12 protein-coding genes are annotated in these 25,142 nt (G+C 64.6%); 2 read left to right on the top strand and 10 right to left on the bottom strand.

What is annotated here, in order from left to right; all coding sequences use genetic code 11:
- Nucleotides 1–6 precede the first annotated feature (6 nt).
- From hpnE to ABZ382_RS05875, 4 genes are all read right to left on the bottom strand, one after another.
- Nucleotides 7–1,398 (bottom strand): hydroxysqualene dehydroxylase HpnE, encoded by a 1,392-nt coding sequence (gene hpnE / locus ABZ382_RS05890; protein WP_357084736.1) that lies wholly within the window; start codon nt 1,396–1,398, stop codon nt 7–9.
- Nucleotides 1,399–1,563: 165 nt separating this feature from the next.
- The gene (locus tag ABZ382_RS05885; protein WP_357084733.1) at nt 1,564–2,970 is read right to left on the bottom strand and encodes an amino acid permease; all 1,407 of its coding nucleotides are present in this window, start codon (nt 2,968–2,970) and stop codon (nt 1,564–1,566) included.
- A gap of 208 nt (nt 2,971–3,178) precedes the next feature.
- Nucleotides 3,179–3,622 (bottom strand): pyridoxamine 5'-phosphate oxidase family protein, encoded by a 444-nt coding sequence (locus tag ABZ382_RS05880; RefSeq protein WP_357084730.1) that lies wholly within the window; start codon nt 3,620–3,622, stop codon nt 3,179–3,181.
- 70 nt (nt 3,623–3,692) lie between these two features.
- Nucleotides 3,693–4,661, bottom strand: a complete 969-nt coding sequence (locus tag ABZ382_RS05875) for an ATP-dependent DNA ligase (protein WP_357084728.1) — start codon at nt 4,659–4,661, stop codon at nt 3,693–3,695.
- Between ABZ382_RS05875 and ABZ382_RS05870 the strand changes: the two genes are divergently transcribed.
- Entirely contained in the window at nt 4,634–5,827 is a 1,194-nt protein-coding gene (locus tag ABZ382_RS05870; protein ID WP_357084725.1) for a tyrosine-type recombinase/integrase, read from the top strand. The two genes, ABZ382_RS05875 and ABZ382_RS05870, sit on opposite strands and share 28 nt — an antisense overlap.
- Nucleotides 5,824–8,223 carry a tyrosine-type recombinase/integrase gene (locus tag ABZ382_RS05865; protein WP_357084722.1) on the top strand — a complete coding sequence of 800 codons (2,400 nt, stop codon included), beginning with the start codon at nt 5,824–5,826 and terminating at the stop codon, nt 8,221–8,223. The genes ABZ382_RS05870 and ABZ382_RS05865 overlap by 4 nt, the downstream gene beginning before the upstream one ends.
- A 527-nt stretch (nt 8,224–8,750) precedes the next feature.
- On the opposite strand, the gene ABZ382_RS05860 is transcribed toward ABZ382_RS05865, so the two are convergent.
- The 6 genes from ABZ382_RS05860 to ABZ382_RS05835 form a co-directional block, all read right to left on the bottom strand.
- Nucleotides 8,751–9,890, bottom strand: coding sequence for a branched-chain amino acid aminotransferase (locus tag ABZ382_RS05860; RefSeq protein WP_357084719.1), 1,140 nt, complete (start codon nt 9,888–9,890; stop codon nt 8,751–8,753).
- 28 nt (nt 9,891–9,918) lie between these two features.
- On the bottom strand, nt 9,919–10,965 hold the full coding sequence (locus tag ABZ382_RS05855) for a class I SAM-dependent methyltransferase (RefSeq protein WP_357084716.1): 1,047 nt from the start codon (nt 10,963–10,965) through the stop codon (nt 9,919–9,921).
- A gap of 64 nt (nt 10,966–11,029) precedes the next feature.
- The gene (locus tag ABZ382_RS05850; RefSeq protein ID WP_357084713.1) at nt 11,030–14,956 is read right to left on the bottom strand and encodes an amino acid adenylation domain-containing protein; all 3,927 of its coding nucleotides are present in this window, start codon (nt 14,954–14,956) and stop codon (nt 11,030–11,032) included.
- A 95-nt stretch (nt 14,957–15,051) separates the two neighbouring features.
- Complete coding sequence (locus ABZ382_RS05845) at nt 15,052–24,591, bottom strand: amino acid adenylation domain-containing protein (RefSeq protein ID WP_357084710.1); 9,540 nt, start codon at nt 24,589–24,591, stop codon at nt 15,052–15,054.
- Between the two features lie 19 nt (nt 24,592–24,610).
- Nucleotides 24,611–24,826 (bottom strand): MbtH family protein, encoded by a 216-nt coding sequence (locus tag ABZ382_RS05840; protein WP_357084706.1) that lies wholly within the window; start codon nt 24,824–24,826, stop codon nt 24,611–24,613.
- 19 nt (nt 24,827–24,845) lie between these two features.
- Nucleotides 24,846–25,142: an acyl carrier protein gene (locus tag ABZ382_RS05835; protein ID WP_357084704.1), complete on the bottom strand. Its 297-nt coding sequence runs from the start codon at nt 25,140–25,142 to the stop codon at nt 24,846–24,848.

Raw genomic sequence — 25,142 nt, 5'->3', positions numbered from 1 at the left:
GCCGACTCAGCGCCGCATGACCTTGCGCCGGTTCTGGGTCCGGACGGCGGGGAGGGCGAGCAGGAGGTCGACAGCCTTGGCCGCGCTCTGGGCGGCGCTCTCCATGGTGGCCGACCAGTCGGTCCGGGTCCAATCCCCCGCCAGCACCAGCGTGGGCACCGAGGTGGCCTGGTCCGGCCGCAACCCGTCGGTGCCGACCACCTGTGAGAAGGTGGCCCGCGGCATCGGAACCACCTGCGCGTGCAGCACTTCGGCTTCCTCGGCGGCCGGGTAGTAGCGCCGCAGCAGCGCCATCTGCTCGTCGACCACCTCGTGGTGCGGTTTGTGGATCTGCTCGTACGCGCCGCTGGTGGTCAGGCAGTACAGCCAGCCGTTCAGGGTCCCGCGCCCGTGCATGCGCTGCCGGTCGAAGACCTCGTCGATGACGCCGGTCCCGCCGATGAGGGCCTCCATGGCGGCCTTGGTGCCGAGCGGGCGGTCCAGATACAGGTTGGTGCTGACAATCGGCGTGTAGCCGAGTTTGTCGGCGGCCGAATAGATGCGGTCGTGCTCGGGCAGCTCGTCGAGCAGTCCGCCGATGTAGGAATTGGGGACCGCGCACACCACCGCGTCGGCGGGTTGCATCTCGCCCCCGGCCAATTCGACGCCGGTGACCGCACCGTCGGCGATGTGGATGCGGCGCGCCACGGCCCGGTATTTCACGTCCACCCCGTGCCGGTCGAAGACCCGCTGCGCGCCGGAGACGAACAAGGTGTCCAGATCGGTGGTCGGATAGCCGATGGTGACCGGACGCATCCGCTTGACGCCCAAGCGGATTCCGGTGGCCAGCACGTCGGCGAACACCTTGGCCGATTCCTGCCGCACCGGTTCGGCGGCGATACCGAGGGCCAGCCAGTCCCACAGCGCCTCGCGGGCGGTGTCGGGCATGCCGAGGCGGCGGAACCATTGGTCGGTGGTGAGGTCGGCCAGATCACCGGGCTGGCGCAGACTCTGCCAGCCCATCTTGACGGTCGCGGCGGCCGCGCGCACCCGGTCGGCGGCGCTCGCGTCGGGGTGGGCGCCGAGCAGGGCGCGCACGGCGGGAAGTCCGGTGGTGCCCATGATCGCCGTGCGCCCGCCGGGCCAGCGCAGCACGCCCTGCTGCGGGAAGCTCACGTACTGCCGGGTGCCGACGCTGGTCAGGTACCGGAACAGATGCTCGTAACCGCTGGCGATCACGTGCTGGCCGTTGTCGGGAATGTCGCGCAGCGGCGCGACTTCCAGCGAGTGCGTGCGCCCGCCGAGCCGTCCGCGGCGTTCCAGGAGCGTGACCTGTTTCCCGGCTTCGGCGAGCCAGACCGCGGAGGCCAATCCGGCCAGTCCCCCGCCGATGACAACATAGCGTCGCGGATCGTTCATGTTCACCCCTGGAACTAGCCTGCACCAAGCAAGCTACGCCCGCCGCGCGCCCCGCATGCCCGGATTTCATTACCTCGCACAGGGAATGAGACCCGGGGTGAAACGACTCCGCCCGCCCGGCCACGAGTGGGCGGCGGGCGGGCGTCGTCTCGGATCTGTCCGGAGTTACTGGTGGACAGCGCTTTCCGCGGATTTGCGGGCCATCAACGGATAGGCCGCGCACACCAGCAGACCCCACACCGCGCCGACCACGAGCGCGCTGCGACCGTCCTCGGTGAAGAACAGCAGCACCACGACCAGTGCCAGGAACGCCAGCGCCAGCGCCGTGGTGATCGGGGCTCCCGGCAGCCGGTAGTCGCTGCCCGGCAGCACGCCCTGCTTGACGCGGACCCGGTAGATCAGGTGGCAGATCAGGATCATGCCCCACACGAAGATGATGCCCATGGTGGACACCGAGGTGATGTAGCCGAACGCCTTGTCCGGCGAGAAGTAGTTCACCGCGACACCGATCACCATGACCGCCGCCGAGACCGCGATACCGGCCGCCGGCACCGACCGGCCGCTCAGGTTCGCCAGCGCGGGCGGCGCGTCCTGACGCTGCGACAGGCTGCGCAGCATGCGCCCGGTCGAGTAGATGCCCGAGTTGCACGACGACAGCGCCGCGGTGAGCAGCACGAAGTTGATGATCCCGGCCGCGCCCGGAATGCCGATCTGTTCGAAGACCTCCACGAACGGACTGCGACCCGCGTGGAAGGTGCGCCAGCTCGACACCGACATGATGACCACGAGCGCGCCGACGTAGAACAGGCCGATCCGCAACGGCAGCGAGTTGATGGCCTTGCGCAGCGTGCGCTTGGGGTCGCGGGCCTCACCGGCGGTCACGCCCACCAGCTCCACGCCGACATAGGCGAAGACCACGATCTGCAGGGCCAGCAGCGCCTGCCCGAAGCCGTTGGGGAACACGCCGCCGTCGTTCCACAGATTGGTGACGGTCGGGTTGGCGGCGTGGCCGAAGTGGAAGATCAGCACGCCCAGGCCGAGCACGATCATGGTGACGATGGCGGTCACCTTGATGGTGGAGAACCAGAACTCGCCCTCGCCGAACAGTCGCACCGACACCAGGTTGGCGACGAACATGATGCCCAGCACGACCAGCGCGGTCACCCACTGCGGGATATCGAACCAGTACTGCACGTACTTCCCGGCTACGGTGATCTCGGCCATGCAGGTGGCCACCCAGACCGCCCAGTAGGTCCAGCCGGTGGCGAATCCCGCGAAGCGACCCAGGAATTCGTGCGCGTAGTCGGCGAAACTGCCCGCGACCGGGCGATAGGTGAGCAGTTCGCCCAGCGCCCGCATGATCACGAAGATGGCCAGACCGGCGGCCAGGTAGCACAGGATGAGCGCGGGACCGGCCTTCTGGATCGCGCCGCCCGCGCCGTAGAACAGGCCGGTGCCGATCGCGCCGCCGATGGCGATCATCTGGATGGTGCGCGGGGAGAGGCCGCGCGAGTATCCCTCGTCCGTGGGTGCGGCGCCGGTGTCCGGTAGCTGCCGTTCCGAGGCTGTCAAATGGTGTTCCTTCCGCGTGCCGGCGGCCGGAACCCCCCTGTTCGCACCTGCGAGACACCGGCCGCGTCGAGCGTGCCGACGAATTGCGGCGCTCGATCCAACGGCGTGTCACGCTACCGGAGCGGTCTGTGGCTCACAGTGACCCCGGCGCGTGGTGTCGGGTCGGCGCGGTACAGGGCGCCGAGTCGGAGTGGCGCCCGGTGCCGGATCAGCGCGGCGAAGGGCGCTGGGGCTGGGTCCAGTCGCCCTCGTCGATCAGCTCCAGACCGGTGACGATCTCGGCCTCGATGCGGATGACGTGGTCCATCGGCATATTGATCCACGGGTCGAGCAGCGTCTCGTAGCGCTGCACCTGTTCGGGATCCATGACCACCCGCGCCACCCCGGTGACGATCACGCTCCAGCCCTGCCGGGTGTGCTCGTCGAACGAGTCGGCCTCGTACGCCACCACCTGACCGTCACCGCGCAGCAGGCTGGCGCCCAGGTGCGCGCGCACCACGACGACATCCTCCTCGACGATGTGATTGACCGGCCGGATGATCGGAAGTCCCCGGCGCGAGTAGACGATTCGCCCGTATTGCGCGCCCGCCAGTCGTTTCAGTGAATCGGCAGCCGAAAGCTCGCGTAGCTTCCGTGCCCCTACGCCGCCCATCCCTCCAATTGTGGTCGATCGCTACCGATAACGCCAATTGCCTTGCCCCATCGCGAGGTTCGCACGGGTGTCAGCGCCGTGGCGGGACCGAGACCAGGGCGGGCGGTTTGTCGGTGCGCAACCCTTTCCAGCTGGGCATGCGCAGGCGTTCGCCGGAGTATTCGCGATATTCGACGTCGGCGACGAGGATCGGATCCACCCAGCGCCAGCCCGCCCCCGCCGCTTCCGGTGGCGGCGGGTCGAAAGGGGCTGTGGAGACGGCGATCCCGTCGAGGGCACCGCGCAGGACGCGGCGGGCGGCGTGAGTGAAGCCGGTGCCGACATTGCCGATATAGACGAGCCGACCGGTCTCGTCGTGCGCACCCATGATCAGCGAGCCGAACGACGGTCCGAACGCGCCCGCGCCCGGTGTCCACCCGGCCACCACGACCTCGGTGTTCTGCCGCAGCGGCGTCTTGATCCAGGCGGGCGACCGGCGGCCGGGCAGATACACCGAATCGGTCCGTTTGGACACGATCCCCTCGATCCGATGTTCCCGCGCGACCTCCAGCAACTGTGCCGCATCCACATCGAGCCAGTGCGGCGGCGCCGACAGCGGTTCGACGAGCGGCAGCTCGGCCAGCCGCTCGCGCCGCTGGAGGTAGGTCTCCCCGGTGACGTCGAGGTCGTCCACACGAAGCACGTCGAAGACGAAGAAACGCACCGGGACCTCGCCGATCAGCTGCTCTCCCGGCCGTACCACGTGCATGCGCCGCTGCAACCGGCCGAACGAGGGCGCTCCCTCGCGGTCCGGCGCCACGATCTCGCCGTCCAGGATCAGAGATCGGTTGCCGGACAGGTCTTTCAGCGCCGTGACGATCTCCGGATAGGCCGCGCTGACGTCATTGCCGTTGCGGCTGAGCAAACTACATTCCCCGCCCTCGCGGATCGCGATGATGCGACATGTTGACTGAACTACCGCGTGTCCATTGGCGGGATATGTGATCGTTCGTCGATATGGAGGGTGGCAGGATGAGCATTGGCGCGGCGGCGTTGCCAACGGTGGGTCGGATCGAGCCGATCTCCGACGTTCCGGGCTGGTTGGTCAGGTTTCCAGACCGTCCTCATGAGGCTGCGGAGTTGTGGCTACGGGACTTGTGGACATGCGATTTGAGCTCCGCGTCACTTCGGAGCTACGCGTTCGATCTGCTGCGTTGGCTGCGGTTCCTGCACGCGCTGGGCGTGCCATGGCAGCGCGCGGAACGCTGGCATGTCCGCGAGTTGGTGGAGTACCTGCGAGTCGCGCCGAACCCGCAGCGGGTTCGGCGCTCACCTTCGGCCCCACCGTTGGGCTCGGTGAATCTTGTTACGGGGAAGCCTTATCCGACTCTGGGTTACGCGGCGAGGACGATCAATCACCAGTTGACGGTCGTGTCGGGGTTCTACACTTTCGCTATCGATGCCGATCTGGGGCCGCTGATGAATCCGGTCCCACAGCGAGCAGGGCGCGGCGGGGGCCGAATTTACGCTCACCACAATCCGATGGAGCCGTTCGCGGGGTCGCGGCGGGGAAAGTACCGGCAGCGCGTTCCTCGGCAGTTGCCTCGTTCGATCCCTGATCAGGCAGTGGACAATCTGTTCTCGGCCCTGCGCAGTGACCGGGACCGGGCCTTGGTTGCGTTCTATCTGTCGTCTGGGGTTCGAGCATCGGAGCTGTTGGGAGTGCGTCTCGACGGCATCGACGCCGGGCGGCGAACAATCGCGGTGATTGCCAAGGGAACTCGCGAGGCTGCCGAGGTTCCGGCATCGGCTGATGCGTTCGGATGGCTGGCTCTCTACCTGATGCAAGCCGCGCAGCAGGGGTGTCTGGACGACGGGTTGGTCTGGCATACCTTGCGCCGCCCCCATCGGCCGTTGACCTATCACGCGATGCGCGCCGTCCTGATGCGCGCAAACGAGGCGTTGGGAACGAACCACTCGCTGCACGATCTGCGGCACACTGCGGCGGCGCGGATGGCTTCGGACCCAACGTTCACCTTGGTCGATGTCCAGTCCATTCTTCGACATGCGTCGATCAGCACCACGTTGCTCTACACCAGGCCCCGGCTCGAGGATTTGATCGCCAAGGTCACCGAGCATCATGCCCGTCCCCGCCCCGTCGGTCTCCGGATCGGCGAGGAGTATGACGCGGCACAGGTTCGCGAACTGCTCGGGCTGACCGAATGAGCATTCATTCGACGCCGGTGTCTCGCACCGTTATCGAGGTTCCCCGAGACTCCCGATACGGTCCTGCCGGCCGCGTCCTTCTGCTCGCTGGCTATGACGCTGGCCACGCGCCGCCACCACGCCCCGACAACAGTCCAGGGGTCGAGCTGCTCACCCAGGATGCCGAAGCATTGACAGCCACCCTCACCGAAAGGCTTGAGCCGCTGCTTCCACCTGCCCCTCACAATCGGAAGCGCTGGATTCGGCATCTGCGGGTGATGCTGGAATGGCTTGGCGAGTTTCCCGGCGCGACTTGGGAGGAGCGGTGGCTGGCTAGCGGCGCGGATGAGGCACCTAGGGCTTGGGCCCGAGAGCTGGCACGTCAGGGACGGATTACCCGGTCCTACGATGGGCAGGGGGCATTGGTGGCGTTGACGTTCGGTCGGGTGATCCGGCCGTCCTATTCGTTCATGTTGTGCACCCGGATTCATGATTTGGTGCCGCGCTTCACGTTGTTCAACGATGCGGAATTGTTCGCTCGGCTGCGGGAATTGGAGACCTATCGGATCCAGGTCCGACGGTTGCAACTCGATGCCGAGACCTGCCTGATCCGGGTCATGATCCGCACCGGCAAACGTTTGGCGGAGGTGACCGGGGAGGACTTGCTCGCTTACGCCGATCTGGTCCGGGCCTCGGGTCGGCTCCGACGCGAGCATCTGGCCTGGGAGTTGATGGTCGAACTGGGGCCTTTCGCGGACGAGCCGCCGACACTGCGGGCAGTTTGGAGCGCCAAGGGCAATACTCGACAGCACTCCACAGTCGCGCTCGTCGACCGCTACGGTGTCCCGCCCAGCCCCGTCCGAGACCTGCTGGTCGACTACCTCGAAGAAATCCGGCCAGGAGTCGACTACGCCACGGTCCAGCACATCGCTCACCACCTGGTGCGCTTGTTCTGGTGGACGATTCTGCAAGACCACCCGAACCAAGCGGATCTGCGACTGAGCCCCGCGGTCATCGCGGCTTGGAGAGAACGCCTCTCATCGACCTACAACGGCCACGCTCGCGGGGACTACCATGGGATTCTTTTCAGCGTTCGCGCGTTCTACCGCGATATTCAGCAATGGGCCATCGAGGATCCGTCGCGCTGGGCCCAGTGGGCTGCGCCATCGCCGGTTCGTGACGCCGATGTTCGTTCCTCGACGAAGGTGCGCAATCGAGTCAAAGCGCGTATGCAGCAACGCACCCGCGTCCTGACTCCGTTGCTGCCCGCACTCACCGCCACTGCGACCCGACGCAAGGACGGGACCGCCCGCTTGCTTCGGGCCGCTGAAAACGCTGAGCACGAAACAGAATTCGAGATCGACGGCAGCTGCTATCGCCGCCACGACCCTCCCCTCGGGACTCCGCGCGAACGCCGCGCACGGATCTGGATCGCCGGCCCGGCTGAGCTGTCCAACAAGCTCGGTTTGATCGACGTGACCCAGCTCGAAGCGGACACTTTCTGGGCATGGGCGGTGATCGAGACCCTGCGGCTGACGGGCTGTCGCATCGAGGAGGTTGTGGAACTCACGCAGCTGTCAATCCGGCACTACACCCCGCCCACCACCGACACCCTGGTCCCGCTGCTGCACATCGCACCATCGAAGATCGATATCGAACGCCTCATCCCGATGAGCCCGGAACTGGTCGAAGTTCTTGTCGCCGTTCAGCGACGAGCCAAAGGCGGCCAACAACGCATACCGTTGTCGGTCCGCTACGACATACACGAGCGGCTGCACGGACCGCCGCTGCCTCACCTGTTCGCGCGCCGCGTCGGCTCGCGTCAGGAAGTGCTGTCCTTCCACTACATCCGAACCATTCTCAATGCCACCGCCCAGGCGGCCGAACTGGCCGACAACGGGACGCCGATCACGTTCACGCCTCATGATTTCCGCCGTCTGTTCAGCACCGACGCCGTCGGATCCGGGCTCCCGCTGCATATCGTTGCGGCGTTGCTCGGTCACTTGGATCTCGACACCACGCGCGGCTACACCGCGGTCTTCCCCGACGAGGTCATCCGCCACCATCAGGAGTTCATCGTTCACCGGCGGACCCTGCGCGAGTCCATCGAATATCGTGACGCCACGCCGGAGGAATGGGCCGAGTTCGAGCGGCATTTTCTGCTCCGACGCGTTGAGCTCGGTGATTGCTTTCGCCCCTACGGCACACCCTGCATCCACGAACACGCCTGCGTCCGTTGCCCATTCCTACGTTTGGACGCCGCCCAGCTACCCCGACTGGAACAGATGCGGGCCAACGCCGAAACACGCCTGGCGCAGGCACGCGAAAAGCAGTGGCTCGGTGAGGTCAGTGCTCTGCAGCAGACACTGCGCCATATCGACTCCAAGCAGGCACAACTTGCTCAGCAGACCGACTAACGCCTGCCGGGACTGACGACCCGGGGGCCCTTCGCCGAACTCACGACAGCTGTCAGTTTCTCAGGAGAGCATCGAAGGAAGGGCCACGCGAATAGGTGTAATTGGTCCTCGCCAACCAGGCCGAACAGCCGTGTAAGCGCGGCATAGCGTATCGATCCGGTAGCCTACGGATGCGGATCATCCGGCGTCCGAACTACCGCACGCGAAGCAAGCGCTGGATGTAGCCGTCGTGAATGCGCCTCAGATGATGGCGTCTCTACGAGAGGAAAGCGTGGCATCGCTAGTCCCCATCTTCGGGTTTCTGGCGTTTGATCCAGTGTCGCGGATTCACCACGACTGGCGATAAATCCGTGCGCTACCTACGCGTCGGATCTATCCGTAGGTCATGGCGGATCGGCGTTGTTGTGGATGACCCACCGGATCGCCCGTGAAAGGGGGATTGGAGTATCGTAATCCCGGCGTGAACCAGCAGCTCTCCACAAGGAGAGCTGCTGGTTCACGAGCAACTGAATGACAGAGCGGCCGACCTACTGGATTCGCAATAGCCAGTTTCCGAAATCGGGTTCACGACCGTATTGGATTCCAATCAATACATCGCGAAGCCGTGAGGTCAACGACTCGCCGGAAATCTGCATGATCACCGAGGCGCCGTTGTCGGACAGAATGCGACCAACAGGGGTTATCCCAGACGCTGTGCCACATGCGAACACCTCTGCGATGGTCCCGTCGTCGATCTGTTTGCAGAAGTCGTCGATCGCCATCCTTCGCTCCTCGACTGGAATGCCCAGTCGACCAGCGATCGAGATGACAGAATCTCTGGTCACGCCAGGCAGGATGGTATCGGTGAGAGGAGGCGTCACCAGCACTCCGGATCTGGTAACCCAGAACACATTCATGCCGCCCATCTCTTCGACCCATCGCTTCTCCGACGAGTCGAGCCAGAGCACCTGACGGCAGTCATGCTCTTCTGCTTCTTTCTGCGCCAGAAAGCTCGCGGCATAGTTGCCTGCACATTTGGCGAAACCCGTTCCCCCTGGAGCGGCCCGCGAGTATTTCCTGGATACCCACACGTCGATTGGCTCCAACATCGAGCCGAAGAAGGGGGCCGTGGGGAATCCGACGAGCAGAAAGGTGTATTCGATTGCCGGTCGCAACGCGAGGGTTGCTTCACTTGCGTAGATGGTCGGGCGAAGGTACAGGCTCTGTCCCTCGTCGCTGGGTATCCAGCGATCGTCGGCGATCGCCAACTCACGTACCGCCGCCACGAACATGCCCGCCGGTAAGGTCGGCATGGCCAGTCGACGTGCAGAGTCCCCAAACCGGTGCGCATAGTCCGCCGCGCGGAACGCGGCTATCCCGCCGTCAGGCTGGCGCAGCACCTTCAAACCTTCGAACACCACCTGGCCGTAGTGCAGCCCAACCAGGGACGGGTCCACCGACAACGGCCCATATGGAACCACGGTGCCGTTGTGCCATCCACGCTCCGCCGTCCAGGTCAGCATTACCATGTGCTCGGTGAAGTTACTGCCGAATCCGCCTGCAGCAGAACGCTTGTGAATCGTGGACTCAGATGCTCTGTGTGCCGCCGGAACCAAGGTTCTCGTCCACACATCGCTGGGGGTCGGCAGGCTCGAGGATGGCACCGAACCACTTTGTACGCTGGTCATGAAAAATCGTCTCGTCGATGCGACGCCGTCACTTCCTCGCCACGAACAGCCGCCCAGTCGGGAAGGCGAGTTCGATCGAGTCGACTGTCGAGAAGCCGGCATTTCGCAGCCGGTCCTTCCACTCGTCCTCGGACTGCAGGCGCCGCTTCATGAACTGCTTGTGAAAGTAGCTGACCGCTGCGCTGAACCGACGCTCTCGATCGTTCCGGAGGAACGGCACTGCTTCGGTCAATGCGAGGATGCCGCCAGGCGCCAAGGCGTCACGGCAGGCCGCAAGTACCCCGTCGGCAATCGACTCTTCGGTGGGGAACATATCGTGGAACACGAAGCCACCGTGAATAAGGTCGGCGCCTTCGAGCGGCGTCGCATCGGTGGCGACCGACTGGATCGATCGCTCGACAACCGTTAGCCGGTCCTGCACGCCCGCTGTCGCCGCTGCCTTCTCTGCGGCCACGCAGGAAGCGTGATCGAGATCGAGGCCGACCGCGCGTGAACCCGGAATATTCAGCAGTGTCTCGATGAGCAGCCGGCAAGTGCCCGAGCCGAGGTCGACGATCCGGTTGGGTCGTGTCTCAAGGATCAATGCCAATGCGGCCGGATAGAACGCCTTCGATCCCATCCACTGAGAACTCACCGCGACCTCGCGACCGTCGCGAAGGTTGATGCCGGTCCCACGCCCGAGATCGGTCAGAAACTCCCGAGCATTCTCGATGAACGGGCGATTGGCGTTCATCGTCCACGAGATGAACCCGGCCTGGTGCTGAATGATCGGGAACTCGGCAACTGCACGGTACCCGTCCCCATTCGTACCGACGGGTTCGATGATCGCCGCTGACTCGAGGGCTTCGCAGTATCCCGCCACGCCTTCGGCCGGGAGGTCGGAGGCCTCGGCGAGCTCCGCGACGGTGAAGGGTCGACCGGTCTCGATCACCGCGACCAGCCCCAGCCGATCGCCCATCTCCAGCAGGGCGGCAGCGGCGGCGAGCTCGGGTGCCCCGCCACCGGCCTCGCATTCGGCGAGGAAGTCGTGTCCGAGCGCCGACCCATTGATGGTCGATACGTCATTGGTAGACATTCACATACTCCTGATTCGATTTACTGTCGTTGGCTGATTTTCGGATTTAGGGCGCCGACCGCCACTACAGGAAAGCGGGGATGGTTTTCAGTGTTTTGCCGATCTGGTGCAATGATTCGGGCTGGTCGAAATCTTGATGTGCACACGCGATGTCGAACACCGTGATTTCGCCGTTGACGTAAGGGCGCCACGACACCGCCAAATCATGAGATTGCAGGGGAAGAGGATCACCCCGGTCGTCGAGGGTCGCTCTGAATATCGTCGCGTCACCGTTGTAGATCGACGGTAGGTGCCCTTCGACCGCTTGGATGTTGCGCATCGTGACCCGTATCGCGCGCGATACCCCTTCACGTACCAGAGCATCGTTGCGCTTTTCTCCGAAGCGTTTCTCGACCCATGTCTCAAGGTTCTCGGCGATCTGCTCTTCGTTCATGCCTGACAGCTCGTCGGGCGAGAGAGTAGGGTGACAGTCGATGAGTCCGACGAAGGCCACGGTTTGCCCGCGGCGCGTGAATTCGTACGCCATTTCGTGTGCCAGCATGCCGCCGTAGGACCAGCCCAAAAGAAAGTAGGGGCCGGTGGGCTGGAGATCGGATATCTGGTCGACGTAGTCGACTGCCATAGCGCGAAACGACTGTGCCGGTGCGGCGCTGTTGAGCCCCCGGGACTGAACGGCGTAGACGGACCGCTGGTCCAGGTGCTGGCCCAATGTCTGATAGAACCAGCCGAGTCCGCCGGCAGGGTGGATGCACCACACCGGCTCTTTCGGCCCTGAACTCGTCAACGGCAGTATCGGATCGAAGCTGAGGTCGGGCCCGTCGTGGTCGAGTCGCGGTGCGAGTGCGGCGACGGTCGGGGCCTCGAAGACCGTCGACAGCTTGAGGTCGACCCCGAGCGCCGCGCGTATCCGGCTGATCAGCCTGGCTGCGAGCAGGGAATGCCCACCCAGGTCGAAGAAGCTGTCGTCGAGACCGACCTGTGGTACGCCCAGTACCTCGGAGAACAGATTCACCAGGAGGTGTTCCCGCGGCGAACTCGGTGGTCGGGAATCGGCGGTGCGTGCGGGAGGTGGAGTCGGCAGCGCTTTGCGGTCGAGCTTGCCGTTGGGCGTGACCGGCAGGGTTTCCATCACCACGACGGTCGACGGCACCATGTATTCGGGCAGGCGGTCGGCGACGAACCTGCGCAGATCAGCGGTTCCGCCGTCGGCGCTCAGGGGCGATCGGTCGACGTCTGCGCCCGGCACGACATAGGCGACCAGTCGTCCACCGAGCGATCCAGCGCCGGTCCGGGAGATCTCGACCACGGCCTGGGCGATCATCGGGTGCGACAGCAGGACCGCTTCCACCTCGCCGGGTTCGACGCGGAACCCCCGGATCTTCGCTTGTTGGTCGACGCGTCCGATGAATTCCAGTTGGCCCGCCGAGCTCCAACGTCCGATGTCACCGGTGCGGTAGAGCCTGCCGCCCCTCTCGACGCTGCTGAATGGGTCGGCTACGAAGCGTGAGGCGGTCAGGGAAGGCTGACGATGGTAGCCGCGCGCGAGCTGCACGCCGGCGATGTACATCTCGCCGGGGACGCCGACGGGGACCGGCTTGAGCCGCGTATCCAGCACATAGGTCCGCATGTTGTCGATGGGACGGCCGACAGGAATGGAGGCGGCGCGGTAGTTGCGGTCCAGAGAGTATTCCGTCGCGTAGACGGTGGTCTCCGTCGCGCCGTACATGTTGACGAGCCGGACGTCGGGGTGGAATTTCTCCAGTGCGGCAATGACGCCGGCGGTGACTCGATCTGCACCAGTATTGAGCTGCTGGATGGAGGTCAGATCTGCTCGTGGGTCGGTGCCGGCGTTCTCGGCCAGGGCGGTGATCAAGGCGGGTGTTGCGAACATCTTCGTGATGGCGTTGCCGGCGACGATCGTGGTGAGGTCAGTGATATCGGTACGGCGGCCCAGGGCCAGCACGAGAGTTCCGCCACCCACCAGGGTGGGCCAGATCTCGTAGGTCGAGGCGTCGAAGGCGACCGAGGAATAGGCGATAACCCGGTCGGTGGGTGCGATGGTCCACGATTGGGTCATGAGCGCGCTCAGGCCGCCGTGGGAGATGGCCACACCCTTCGGCGTCCCCGTGGAGCCGGACGTGTAGATCAGATATGCCAGGTTTCCGGGCCGAAGCCTGGGGGCCGGTTCCACCTCGGACGGGCCCGGCGAGGGTAGGTCGTCATCGTCCGTGCGGTCGAGCAGCACGTGCGGTGTGGCGATGTCGGGCAGTTGCGGGAGGACAGCGCTGTCTGTGACGACGACCTGCGGCGAAGCGTCGTCGAGAATCGCTTCGATGCGCTGTGCGGGGTAGGCGCAGTCGATCGGCAGATAGGCCGCTCCGGCTCTGAGGACGGCGAGTGCGGCGATGACGAATTCCGCCGAGCGTGGCAGCGCAATCGCGAGAATGCTGTCGGGTCCGGACCCGAGGCGAATCAGACGGCGGGCAAGCGCTTCGACCCGCGTGTTGAGCTGATGGTAAGTGAGGACGACATCGGCGGCGACGATCGCGGGGTGGTCGGGCGACTGGAGGACGCGTGTCTGGAATTGCTCGACTATCGAGGTCCAGGCGGCGACAGGAGTGGACGTGTCGTTCCAGGTCTCCAGAATTAGCCGGCGCTCCTCGTCGTCGAGCGACTCCAGATCGCCGACGGGAGCGTCGGGGTTGCGGATCAGTTGTCGCAGGACGTTTCGGTAGCGTGCGGCGATGCTCTGCGCGGTCGAGCGGTCAAGCAGGTCGGTGGCGTATTCGAGAAATCCCTTGTACCCGGCCTCCGCCGGGGACGAGCCGGCGGGCGTATTTACGTCCCAGATATTGAGGGAAAGGTCGAACCGGGCGACGGTGGAGGGCACCTCGATCCGCACGACCCGGACCCCGGACAGCTCCGCGTCGGCCCGTGGGGCGTTGTGGAATGCGAGCGACACCTGAAACAGCGGGTGGTGGGCCGGGGATCGCGTGGGGTTCAGTAATTCCACCAACAGCTCGAAAGGAGCGTCCTGGTTGGCATAGGCGGCGATCGCCTTCGCCCGGACCTGTCCGACGATCTCGGCGAACGTCGAGGTTGCCTCGACGGTCGCACGTAGCACCCACGTGTTGACGAAGAAGCCGACCAGATCGGCCAGGTCGGCTTCGGTGCGTCCCGCGATCGGCGATCCGATGGCGATGTCGCTGCCTGCACCGAGTTTGTGGAGCACGACTGCCAGGGCTGCTTGCAGGACCATGGACACGGTGGCGCCGCGCTGACGGGCGAACTGCTCGACCGCGGCCCGCGTCGGCGCGTCGATATCGAGCGACACCGCCTGCCCCCGACTGGTGGCTACCCGAGGCCGGGGCCGGTCGAACGGCAGCTCAAGACTTTCGGGGATGCCGTCGAGTTCGTCATACCAGTAGTCGAGCTGCCGGGACAGGATGCTGTCGGGATCGCCCTCGCTGCCCAGCAACTCCCGCTGCCACAGGGTGTAGTCGGCGTACTGGACCGACAACGGTTCCCAGTCCGGTACCCGACTTTCGGACCGTGCCGCGTAGGCGACAGCGAGGTCTCGAAAGAACGGGGCGAGCGACCAGCCGTCTCCTGCGATGTGATGGATCACGAAGACCACGACGTATTCCGACGGCTTGTCCTGCAGCAGACGGACGCGAATCGGTATTTCCGACGAGAGATCGAATTCGTACTCGATGGCCGCGGAGATCGCTTCGTTCACGTCGTCCACCGCGGTCACCTCGGTGGAGAGCTCGTACTGTCCGGGTTCCAGGATGTGCTGAGTCGCGACACCATCCAATTCCTTAAAAATTGTCCGCAAGGATTCATGGCGTCCGACGATATCGTGAACGGCGGCATTCAGGGCGTCCACGTCCAATGTTCCGATCAGGCGCAACGCGACCGGAATATTGTATGTTGCAGACGATCCCTCGAATTTGTGGATGAACCACAATCGACGCTGTGCGTACGACAAAGGTATCACTCAAAATCCATTCTGACACAACTCGGAATGCGAACGTATTACACGAGGTTTCGACAGGCTTCGGTGCGGCAACGACGCGCGGGCCGTTATGATCTCTTCTCTCGATCCATTTTTCGCAGGCGCGGGCGGTGCGTCGCCTGCTGCGTCGGAAGGCTTTCGGCCAACTCGCGAACGGTTGGAGATTCGAAGATCGTCGGCAGCGGTACCTCCACACCCATCTCCGACCGTATCCTGCTGACCAACTGCGTCACCAGCAGAGAATGCCCGCCGAGGTCGAAGAAGCTGTCGTCGATCCCGACCCGCGGCACATCGAGGATTTTCTCGTACAGCGAGGTGAGAGAATTCTCGCGCTCGTCTCTCGGTGGTTGATATTCGATTGTGGTGTGGAATACCGGTGCTGGCAGCGCTCGTCGATCGAGTTTCCCGTTCGGCGTCAGCGGCAGGCTCTCCAGCATCATGATCGATGCGGGTACCATGTATTTCGGTAATTTCTCGGACAAGTAGTGGCGCAACTGCGCCGGATCCGGGTCGCCGCCCCTCGCGCGAGGCACTGCGTAGCCGATGAGCTGCGTGTCCAGGTCGGTCACGCCGATCGCCCTCGCCACCACCACGGCCTGGTCCACTCCGGGATGGGTTCGCAGGACGGTTTCGATCTCGCCGAGCTCGATGCGGTGTCCGCGGATCTTGACCTGGTTGTCGGCGCGGCCGATGAACTCCAGTTCTCCCGACAGGTTCCATCGCACGAGGTCACCCGTCCGGTAGAGACGTCCACCTCCGGAGACATCGAAGGGATCGGCCACGAAACGACCGGCGGTGAGGGCTGCCCGCCCTCGATAACACCGTGCCACCTGCGCCCCGGCGATGTACAACTCGCCGGCCACTCCTGCTGGGACCGGGCGTAGCCGGGTGTCCAGGACGAACACTCGGGTGTTGGCGATGGGTCGACCGATCGGCATCGGACCCTCGGCAGGCACGTGGTTGCCGCAGATCGCTTTGGAGGTCACGTATACCGTGGTCTCGGTCGGCCCGTATCCGTTGACGACTGTGGCGCCCGGCAGGAGCGCAGCGGTCCGCTCGACGAGGTCGTAGGTCAGTTGCTCACCGATGAACACGATCGTCTCGGCGCGAGGATCGGCCGACGAGTTGAGCACCGCGTTCCACGCCGACGGGACCGTGCTGAGCACGTCACCCTTCCATGGTCGGCCGTGCGCCAGCGTGAGCACGTCGGCTACGACCTCGATCGTGCCTCCGGCACACAGCACCCCGAAAATCTCCAGTACCGACACGTCGAAGGCGACCGAGGTGGTTGCCAGGGTCGTCCCGGAGAGGCTTTCCTGCAGATCGAGTGCGGCGGCCGCGACGAAACTCGTCGCGTTCCGATGGCTGACGGCGACCGCTTTCGGTACTCCGCTGGATCCCGAGGTGTAGATCAGGTAAGCGAGGTTGTCCGGATGTAGGTCGACGTCGGTACGACCGGGGGTCGGGTCGTCTGGTTCGCCGGGGTCGAGGTGGATGTCGATCGTGTCGAGCAGCAGGGGCTCGTGCCCCGTGTCGGGGAGCAACCCGGCTGTGGCACTGTCGGTCAACAGCAGAACCGGATCGGAGTCCTCGAGGATGAAAGCTAGTCGCTCGGAGGGGTAGTCCGGATCGACAGGGATGTAGGCTCCTCCGGCTTTGAGGACCGCGAGCATGGCGACGACCAGCGCGGCCGAGCGGGGGAACGCGACGGCGACGACGCTGTCGGGTGTGACTCCGCGGTGTATCAGCTGGCGCGCGCATACGTCGGCTCTGGCGTTCAGTTCGCGATACGACAGTTCGACGCCCTCGGACACGACTGCTATCGAGCGTGGACTTCGGCAAACCCGATCCTCGATCAGACTCACGAGCGTTGCGCGGTCGTCGATCGCCACCGCCGTGTCGTTCCATCTGCTCAACAGTTGTTCACGCTCGGATGCTGCCAGGATCTCCACGTCGCCGAGCGCGGTGTTCGGCGCGGTCGCTACCTGCTGCAGCACGCGGATAAACCGGGCAGCGAGGCCCTCGACGGTCGATTGTTCGAACAGGTCTGTCGAATACTCGATGAATCCTGTCCAGGCTTCCCCGGCCGGCGAGTCGAGGACGTCGAACAGGAGGTCGAAGCGTGCAACTGTCGATGCGATGGGCATCGTGTCGATGTCCAGTCCGGGGAGTGTGACGGTGGGTTGTGTGGTGTTCTGGAAGGCCAGTGAGATCTGGAACAGTGGATGCGCTGAGGAACGCACCGGGTTGAGCTGTTCGACCAGCAGCTCGAAGGGGGCGTCCTGATTCGAGTAAGCAGCCAACGACTTGGTCCTGACCTGCGACACCAACTCGGTGAATGACAGATCCGGTGTCACCCGCGCACGCAACACCCACGTGTTGACGAAGAACCCGACCAGGTCGTCCAACGCCTCGTCGGTGCGCCCTGCGATCGGCGAACCGATCGCAATGTCATCACCGGCCCCGAGCCGATGCAGCAAGGTCACCAACGCCGACTGCAACACCATCGACACGGTCGCGTTCGCCCGACGCGCCAACCGCTCGATCGACTCACGAGTCTCGGCGTCGATCCGCAGCGGGACGATGTCACCGCGATGACTGGCGACCCGAGGCCTGGGCCGATCGGTGGGCAACGCGATCTGTTCGGGAAGGCCCGCGAGCTCGCGACGCCAGTAGTCCAGCTGCTGCGACAACACGCTCGCCTCGTCGCCGGCCGAACCCAGAAGCTGCCGCTGCCACAACGTATAGTCCGCATATTGCACCGGCAACGGCACCCGATCAGCGACATCGCCGAGCACCCGCGCCGCATACGCGCTAGTCAGATCCCCAAAGAACGGCGCGACCGACCACCCGTCGCCCGCAATGTGATGAACCACCAGAACCAGCACATACTCATCGACCGAGCAACGAAACACACTGGCACGCAACGGAATTTCGCGCGAAAGATCGAAACGATACTGCGCCGCGGACACACACGCAGCGTCCAGATCATCGGCATCCGACACCGAGAACGGGACATCGACCTGCGCGATGTCCACCACCCGCTGCTCGGCAACCCCGTCCACCTCGATGAACACAGTGCGCAACGCTTCGTGGCGCTCGACGACGTCCACGACGGCAGCCCGCAATGCCACCAAGTCCACCGAACCGCTCAACCGCAACGCCACCGGCATGTTATAGGTCGCCGACGGGCCCTCGAAACGATGCAGGAACCACAACCGCTGCTGCGCGAACGACAACGGGACACTGCCCGGGCGGACCGTCCTCACCAGTGCAGGACGCACCGGGCCCGCCTCGTCGAGCCGAGTCACCAACTGCGCCACCGTCGGCCCGTCGAACACTACCGGCAACGGCACCTCGACACCGAAAACAGACCGGATCCTGCTCACCAGCCGCGTCGCCAACAGCGAATGCCCACCCAACTCGAAGAAACTGTCATCGACACCCACCCCCGACACACCCAGCACCTCACCGAACACATCAGCCAACAACCGCTCACGATCACCCCGCGGAGCCCGATACTCCACCGACGATTCGAACCCCGGATCCGGCAACGCCCGACGATCCAACTTCCCGTTCACCGTCAACGGAAACGCATCCAACACCATCACCCGCGCCGGAACCATGAACTCCGGCAACCGATCCCCCACGAAACGACGCAACTCCACACCCCCGACCGCTGGCTCGGCAGACGAGAGGACATAGCCGATCAGGTGAGCGTCACGCGCGATGACGACCGCGCGCGCCACGGCGGGATGGGCGAGTAGGGCAGCTTCGATCTCGCCGAGTTCGATGCGGTATCCGCGCAGCTTCACCTGCAGATCTCGTCGGCCTATGTATTCGAGCATCCCGGTCGGAGCCCAGGACGCCAGGTCGCCAGTGCGGTACAGGCGCCCACCGTCGGGATCGAACGGGTTCGCGACAAACCGGGAGGCGGTGAGCGCCGGTCGCTGGTGATAGCCCCGCGCCACCTGGACCCCGGCCAGGTAGAGCTCGCCGGCGACACCGATCGGCGTCGGGGCGAGGCGATGGTCGAGGACGTAGGCCCGGCAGTTTCCGTAGGGCCTGCCGATCGGCACGGAGTCGGGGGTGTCGTCTTCGCCGAGCGCGAACTCGGTGATGGCGACGGTGGTTTCGGTGGGGCCGTAGAGGTTGTAGAGCTGCGTCTGCGGATACGTGGAGTGCAGTGCGCCGACCGTGGTCGGCGGCAGCACCTCGGTGCCGGTGTCGATCCGCTTCAGACTGCCCAGTTGTGTCCCGTCGTCGGCGTCGAGCAGCGCCGCCAGTGCCGAACAGGTCGCGAACAGATGCGTGATCTGTTGGTTGTCGATCAGTTTGGTGATCGCGGTGGGCTCGAAACTCCCCGCAGGGCCCGGCACCAGGGTTGCCCCGCTGATGAGGGTGGGCCAGATCTCGTAGGCCGAGGCATCGAACGCGATGGCGCAGTGTGTCAGCACCCGGTCCCCCGGGCCGATTTGCCATGCCTGCTTGGTGACGTTGGCGATCGCGGCGTGGGTGACGACTGTTCCCTTCGGCATGCCGGTGGTGCCAGAGGTGTAGATCACGTAGGCCGCGTTCGCCGGTGTGGGGGCGTGAGCGCGACCGGCGTCCTCGAGGTTGCGGGATTTCTCGTCACCGATCAACTGGTCGACCAGCAGATGCGATGACTGCCTGGGGATTTGCGTGCTGGTCGCGCTGTCGGTGACGACGACGACGGGGGCAGCGTCGGTGAGTATGTAGTCGAGGCGTTCTGCGGGATAGGACAGATCGAGAGGCAGATAGGCCGCGCCGGCCTTGAGGATCCCGACGAGCGCGATGATCAGCTCGGGCGACCGGGGGAGGGCCACGGCGACGACGCTCTCCGGCCCTACACCGAGACCGAGGAGGGTGTACGCCAGAAGGTTTGTGCGCGTGTCCAATTCCCTGTATGTCAGGTGGGTCTCGGCGCCAAGGAGTGCGACGGCGTTGGGCGAGGCGGATACTCGCCGCTCGAACAGCTCGATCAGGGTGTCGTGGTCGACGTCAGTGGTCGTGCCGCTCCACCGGTTCAGCAGCAGATCGCGTTCGCCCTGGTCGAGTATGTCCACGGCGGCGACGGCGATCGTCGGGTCGGCCGCCGCGTTGCGCACCGTTCGAGCGAATCGTGCGGCGATGGTTTCGACTGTCACGCGGTCGAACAGGTCGGTCGAGTATTCGATGTAGCCGGCGAGGCCGGCGTGGTCGCGGTTGTTCAGCGCGTCGGGCTCGGACGTGTCTTCTTCCCGCAGATGGAAGGCGAGGTCGAAACGTGCGGTGTTCGTGGGTATCTCGAGTTCGGTGACGATCGTGCCGGGGAGTGTGACGGTGGGTTGTGTGGTGTTCTGGAAGGCCAGTGAGATCTGGAACAGTGGATGCGCTGAGGAACGCACCGGGTTGAGCTGTTCGACCAGCAGCTCGAAGGGGGCGTCCTGATTCGAGTAAGCAGCCAACGACTTGGTCCTGACCTGCGACACCAACTCGGTGAATGACAGATCCGGTGTCACCCGCGCACGCAACACCCACGTGTTGACGAAGAACCCGACCAGGTCGTCCAACGCCTCGTCGGTGCGCCCTGCGATCGGCGAACCGATCGCAATGTCATCACCGGCCCCGAGCCGATGCAGCAAGGTCACCAACGCCGACTGCAACACCATCGACACGGTCGCGTTCGCCCGACGCGCCAACCGCTCGATCGACTCACGAGTCTCGGCGTCGATCCGCAGCGGGACGATGTCACCGCGATGACTGGCGACCCGAGGCCTGGGCCGATCGGTGGGCAACGCGATCTGTTCGGGAAGGCCCGCGAGCTCGCGACGCCAGTAGTCCAGCTGCTGCGACAACACGCTCGCCTCGTCGCCGGCCGAACCCAGAAGCTGCCGCTGCCACAACGTATAGTCCGCATATTGCACCGGCAACGGCACCCGATCAGCGACATCGCCGAGCACCCGCGCCGCATACGCGCTAGTCAGATCCCCAAAGAACGGCGCGACCGACCACCCGTCGCCCGCAATGTGATGAACCACCAGAACCAGCACATACTCATCGACCGAGCAACGAAACACACTGGCACGCAACGGAATTTCGCGCGAAAGATCGAAACGATACTGCGCCGCGGACACACACGCAGCGTCCAGATCATCGGCATCCGACACCGAGAACGGGACATCGACCTGCGCGATGTCCACCACCCGCTGCTCGGCAACCCCGTCCACCTCGATGAACACAGTGCGCAACGCTTCGTGGCGCTCGACGACGTCCACGACGGCAGCCCGCAATGCCACCAAGTCCACCGAACCGCTCAACCGCAACGCCACCGGCATGTTATAGGTCGCCGACGGGCCCTCGAAACGATGCAGGAACCACAACCGCTGCTGCGCGAACGACAACGGGACACTGCCCGGGCGGACCGTCCTCACCAGTGCAGGACGCACCGGGCCCGCCTCGTCGAGCCGAGTCACCAACTGCGCCACCGTCGGCCCGTCGAACACTACCGGCAACGGCACCTCGACACCGAAAACAGACCGGATCCTGCTCACCAGCCGCGTCGCCAACAGCGAATGCCCACCCAACTCGAAGAAACTGTCATCGACACCCACCCCCGACACACCCAGCACCTCACCGAACACATCAGCCAACAACCGCTCACGATCACCCCGCGGAGCCCGATACTCCACCGACGATTCGAACCCCGGATCCGGCAACGCCCGACGATCCAACTTCCCGTTCACCGTCAACGGAAACGCATCCAACACCATCACCCGCGCCGGAACCATGAACTCCGGCAACCGATCCCCCACGAAACGACGCAACTCCACACCCCCGACGGTGTCGACGCCGCGGTGCAGCCGGACGTAGCCGATCAACCGCGGCTCCGCGTTCACGACGGATCTGTGCACATCGACGGCCGCTTGCACCACGGCGGGATGGGCGAGTAGGGCAGCTTCGATCTCGCCGAGTTCGATGCGGTATCCGCGCAGCTTCACCTGGTCGTCGGACCGGCCCAGGTAGTCGAGTTCACCGGTGCTCGTCCATCGGACCACGTCGCCGGTGCGGTACAGGCGAGCGCCGGGGGACTCGTCGAAGGGGTTCGCGACGAACCGTGCAGCAGTCAGTCCGGCGTGCCCGAGGTAGCCGCGGGCCAGTTGTCGCCCTGCGACATAGAGCTCGCCCGGTATTCCGATCGGCATCGGGCGCAGCGCCGAGTCCAGGACGTACGCGGTCATGCCCGACAGGGGCTGCCCTATCGGGCTTGCCTCGTCGAGCAGGTCGTCGGCGGTGATGACGCGGTGTGTCACGTGCACGGTGGACTCGGTGAGCCCGTACATGTTGATCAGTGTCACGTGGTCTGCTGCCGAGGAGTTCAGCCATTTCGAGACGCGACCCGGATCGAGCGCCTCGCCACCGAAGACCACCATGCGCAGTGCGGCTAGCTCGTCGGTGAACCGAGGCTCGCTGTCGATCAGCGAATAGAAGGCCGAGGGGGTCTGGTTGAGAATCGTGACGCCCTCCGCGGCGATCAGGCGCCGCAAGTCCTGGGGTGATCTCACCGCTTCCCATGGCGCGACAACGAGCCGCCCACCGTAGGCGAGCGCCCCCCACATCTCCCACACGGAGAAATCGAATGCGTGCGAATGGCACCAGATCCAGACGTCCTCCGGTCCGAACCGGGCCCATTCGGACGTGCTTCGGAGCAGACCGATGAGGTCGGCGTGGGTGATTGCCACGCCCTTGGGTCGCCCAGTGGAGCCCGAGGTGTAGATCACGTAGGCGAGGTGGTCGGGGCGCGAGGCGGGGGTTCGAGTGCTGCGGCCTGGATTGCCGCGGCCATCGTCGAGCGGATCCGCGTGGTCCACACGCATGACGACGCCCTCGAAGCCGGCGGGGATCAGCAGCGCGGAGGTCGCGTCGGTGACGATGACGACCGGGCCGGCGTCGGCGAGCATGAACTCGATTCGCTCGCGGGGAGAGGACAGATCGACGGGAAGATAAGCGCCGCCCGCCTTCATAACGGCGAGAAGAACGATGATCAGTTCGGGCGAGCGTGTCAGAGCGACCGCTACCACATCGTCGGGGCCGACGCCGTGCCCGATCAGGGTCCGGGCGAGGGCGTCGGCTCGAGCGGCCATCTCTCGATAGGTGATCGAGCCGCTGTCAAAGCTGATCGCGACAGAGTCGGGGGAAGCCGTCGACCAGTGTTCGATCAGATCGACGGTGCTCGGGCCGACGCTTGGGTGCTCGGGTGTGTTCGTCCGGTTCTCGAGAACAAGTTGTCGTTCGGCTTCGTCGAGCACGGCCAACGCACCGACGACGACATCGGGATCGCCGATCACCTGATCGAGGAATCGCCGGAGCAGGCTCGTGTACGTAATCAGATCCTCGCGGGCGTACAGCGCCGCGTCCGCCTCGAGGTTCACTGCCATCTCGGAGGTCGATCGCGGGTCGTAGCAGAACGTGATCGAGAATTCTCCGCTGCGTCCCGAACCCACCGGGTACAGACGCGCTTGCCCGTCACCGACCGGTATCGAGGTGGCCAATGGAAGGACGTTCACCGATGGACCGAACGGGTTGGTCGCGTGGCTCGACAGTCCGAGGTCACGCTTGATGCCGGCGATGCCGTACCGCGCGTGCCTGCCAGCGTCGAGGATCCGTCGGCGCAGGTCCCGAGTCAAGGACTGCAACGACGTGTCCCCGGCGACCTCGACGGTGACGGGCACCGTGGTCGAGACGACGCACGGTGTCCGCCCTACCGCGCCACGACGGTTCGACAGCGGCACTTGCAGGGAAAGGTCCTGCTGTTGGCTGCACCGGTGCAGGACTGCCGCAGTGACGGCCATCAACACGAACGGCGGCTCGACACGCCAACGATCAGCAAGTTCGACAACACCGTCGAGGGATTGGACAGGAAGAAGCATCGAGTGCGTTGTCCGGCCGAGGCGACCGCTGCGCATGGTGCCCGGGAATCCGGGGAACTCGTGGTGCCCCTCGACCTGGGCGAGCCAATAGTCGCGATCGACCGCCATTTCGTTGGCCTCGTAGCGGCGACGCGAGTCGAGGATCTCTTCGATCCCGACGAAGCCGCTCGGTTTGATTTCTCTCCCGTCGAGCAGTGAACCGTAGACCTCGAACACCCGATGCACCCACAGCGCCAAACCCGCCGCGTCGACGACAATGTGATGGAAGCACAAAGCGATGAAGTGCCGTGTGGTGTCGATGCGCAGCAGCGTCACCCTGTAGAGGTCGTCTTTCTGCAGATCGAACAGACGGGTGCGTTCGTCATCGAGGTATCGATCCGCGGCGGCGACGGCATCTGTCCGGCTCCTCAGATCGATCGTCTCCGGCGACCACTCGGTGTTGCGCCGAGAGATCACGCACAGTTGATCGTCCGCTTCGCGGAAGTTGATATTCAGAGTGGTGGATTCCGCCGCAACACGGCGCAGCGCGGCCCCGAGCAGGTCGATATCGACATCGGTGTCGATATCGATGTAGGCCACGACATTGTTCGCGGCCTCAGGATACAAGATCTGAGCGATCCAGAATTCTTCCTGAACTGTCGTGGCAATGTACACGGCCGACTCGTCGACGGATTCCATTTCTGATTCAGCCTTTCACTCAATCACGCATCATCGAACGACGCAGGCTTGCCGGCCGCATATCCGTCCAGTGATGTTCGACGTATTCGACGCAGGAGGCGCGGGACGCCTCACCGAAGACCGTGCGCCAGCCTTTCGGCACTTCAGCGAAGGCCGGCCACAGCGAATGCTGGTCCTCGTCGTTGACAAGCACGTAGAAGGATCCATCGTCATCGTCGAACGGATTCACAGTCATGACCACAGACTCCTGCGCCTCAACGGGGGCCGGCGGACTCGACCACCAGCGCGACGACATCGCCGACCGATTGCGCCTTGTAGACGTCATCGGGGCGGACATCCGAGTTGAATGCATCGTTCAGGTCGTCGATCAGTTCGATCATCGAGATCGAATCGATCGGAAGCGTGTACAAGGATGTTCCGGCATCCATGTCCGACAATCCGGCGGACGTCAATTCCTCGGCGGGAATTGCGCGTTCGACGAAACTGCGGATGACATCGACCACCGTACCGGGGTCGATCGTCGACAGTGACGACTCTGTCGGACTTCCCAT

Origin of the sequence: Nocardia sp. NPDC005825, assembly GCF_040630175.1 — a bacterium.
Taxonomy (GTDB): Bacteria; Actinomycetota; Actinomycetes; order Mycobacteriales; family Mycobacteriaceae; genus Nocardia.
Note: the sequence above shows the minus strand (reverse complement) of the source record. Positions and strands in the feature narration are given on the sequence as shown.

Coding starts and splice junctions, on each gene's coding strand:
- ABZ382_RS05870 (WP_357084725.1), top strand. CDS start 4,634: ATGAGCATTGGCGCGGCGGCGTTGCCAACGGTGGGTCGGATCGAGCCG.
- ABZ382_RS05865 (WP_357084722.1), top strand. CDS start 5,824: ATGAGCATTCATTCGACGCCGGTGTCTCGCACCGTTATCGAGGTTCCC.
- ABZ382_RS05845 (WP_357084710.1), bottom strand. CDS start 24,591: ATGGAATCCGTCGACGAGTCGGCCGTGTACATTGCCACGACAGTTCAG.
- ABZ382_RS05880 (WP_357084730.1), bottom strand. CDS start 3,622: ATGGGCGGCGTAGGGGCACGGAAGCTACGCGAGCTTTCGGCTGCCGAT.
- ABZ382_RS05855 (WP_357084716.1), bottom strand. CDS start 10,965: ATGTCTACCAATGACGTATCGACCATCAATGGGTCGGCGCTCGGACAC.
- ABZ382_RS05840 (WP_357084706.1), bottom strand. CDS start 24,826: ATGACTGTGAATCCGTTCGACGATGACGATGGATCCTTCTACGTGCTT.
- ABZ382_RS05860 (WP_357084719.1), bottom strand. CDS start 9,890: ATGACCAGCGTACAAAGTGGTTCGGTGCCATCCTCGAGCCTGCCGACC.
- ABZ382_RS05835 (WP_357084704.1), bottom strand. CDS start 25,142: ATGGGAAGTCCGACAGAGTCGTCACTGTCGACGATCGACCCCGGTACG.
- hpnE (WP_357084736.1), bottom strand. CDS start 1,398: ATGAACGATCCGCGACGCTATGTTGTCATCGGCGGGGGACTGGCCGGA.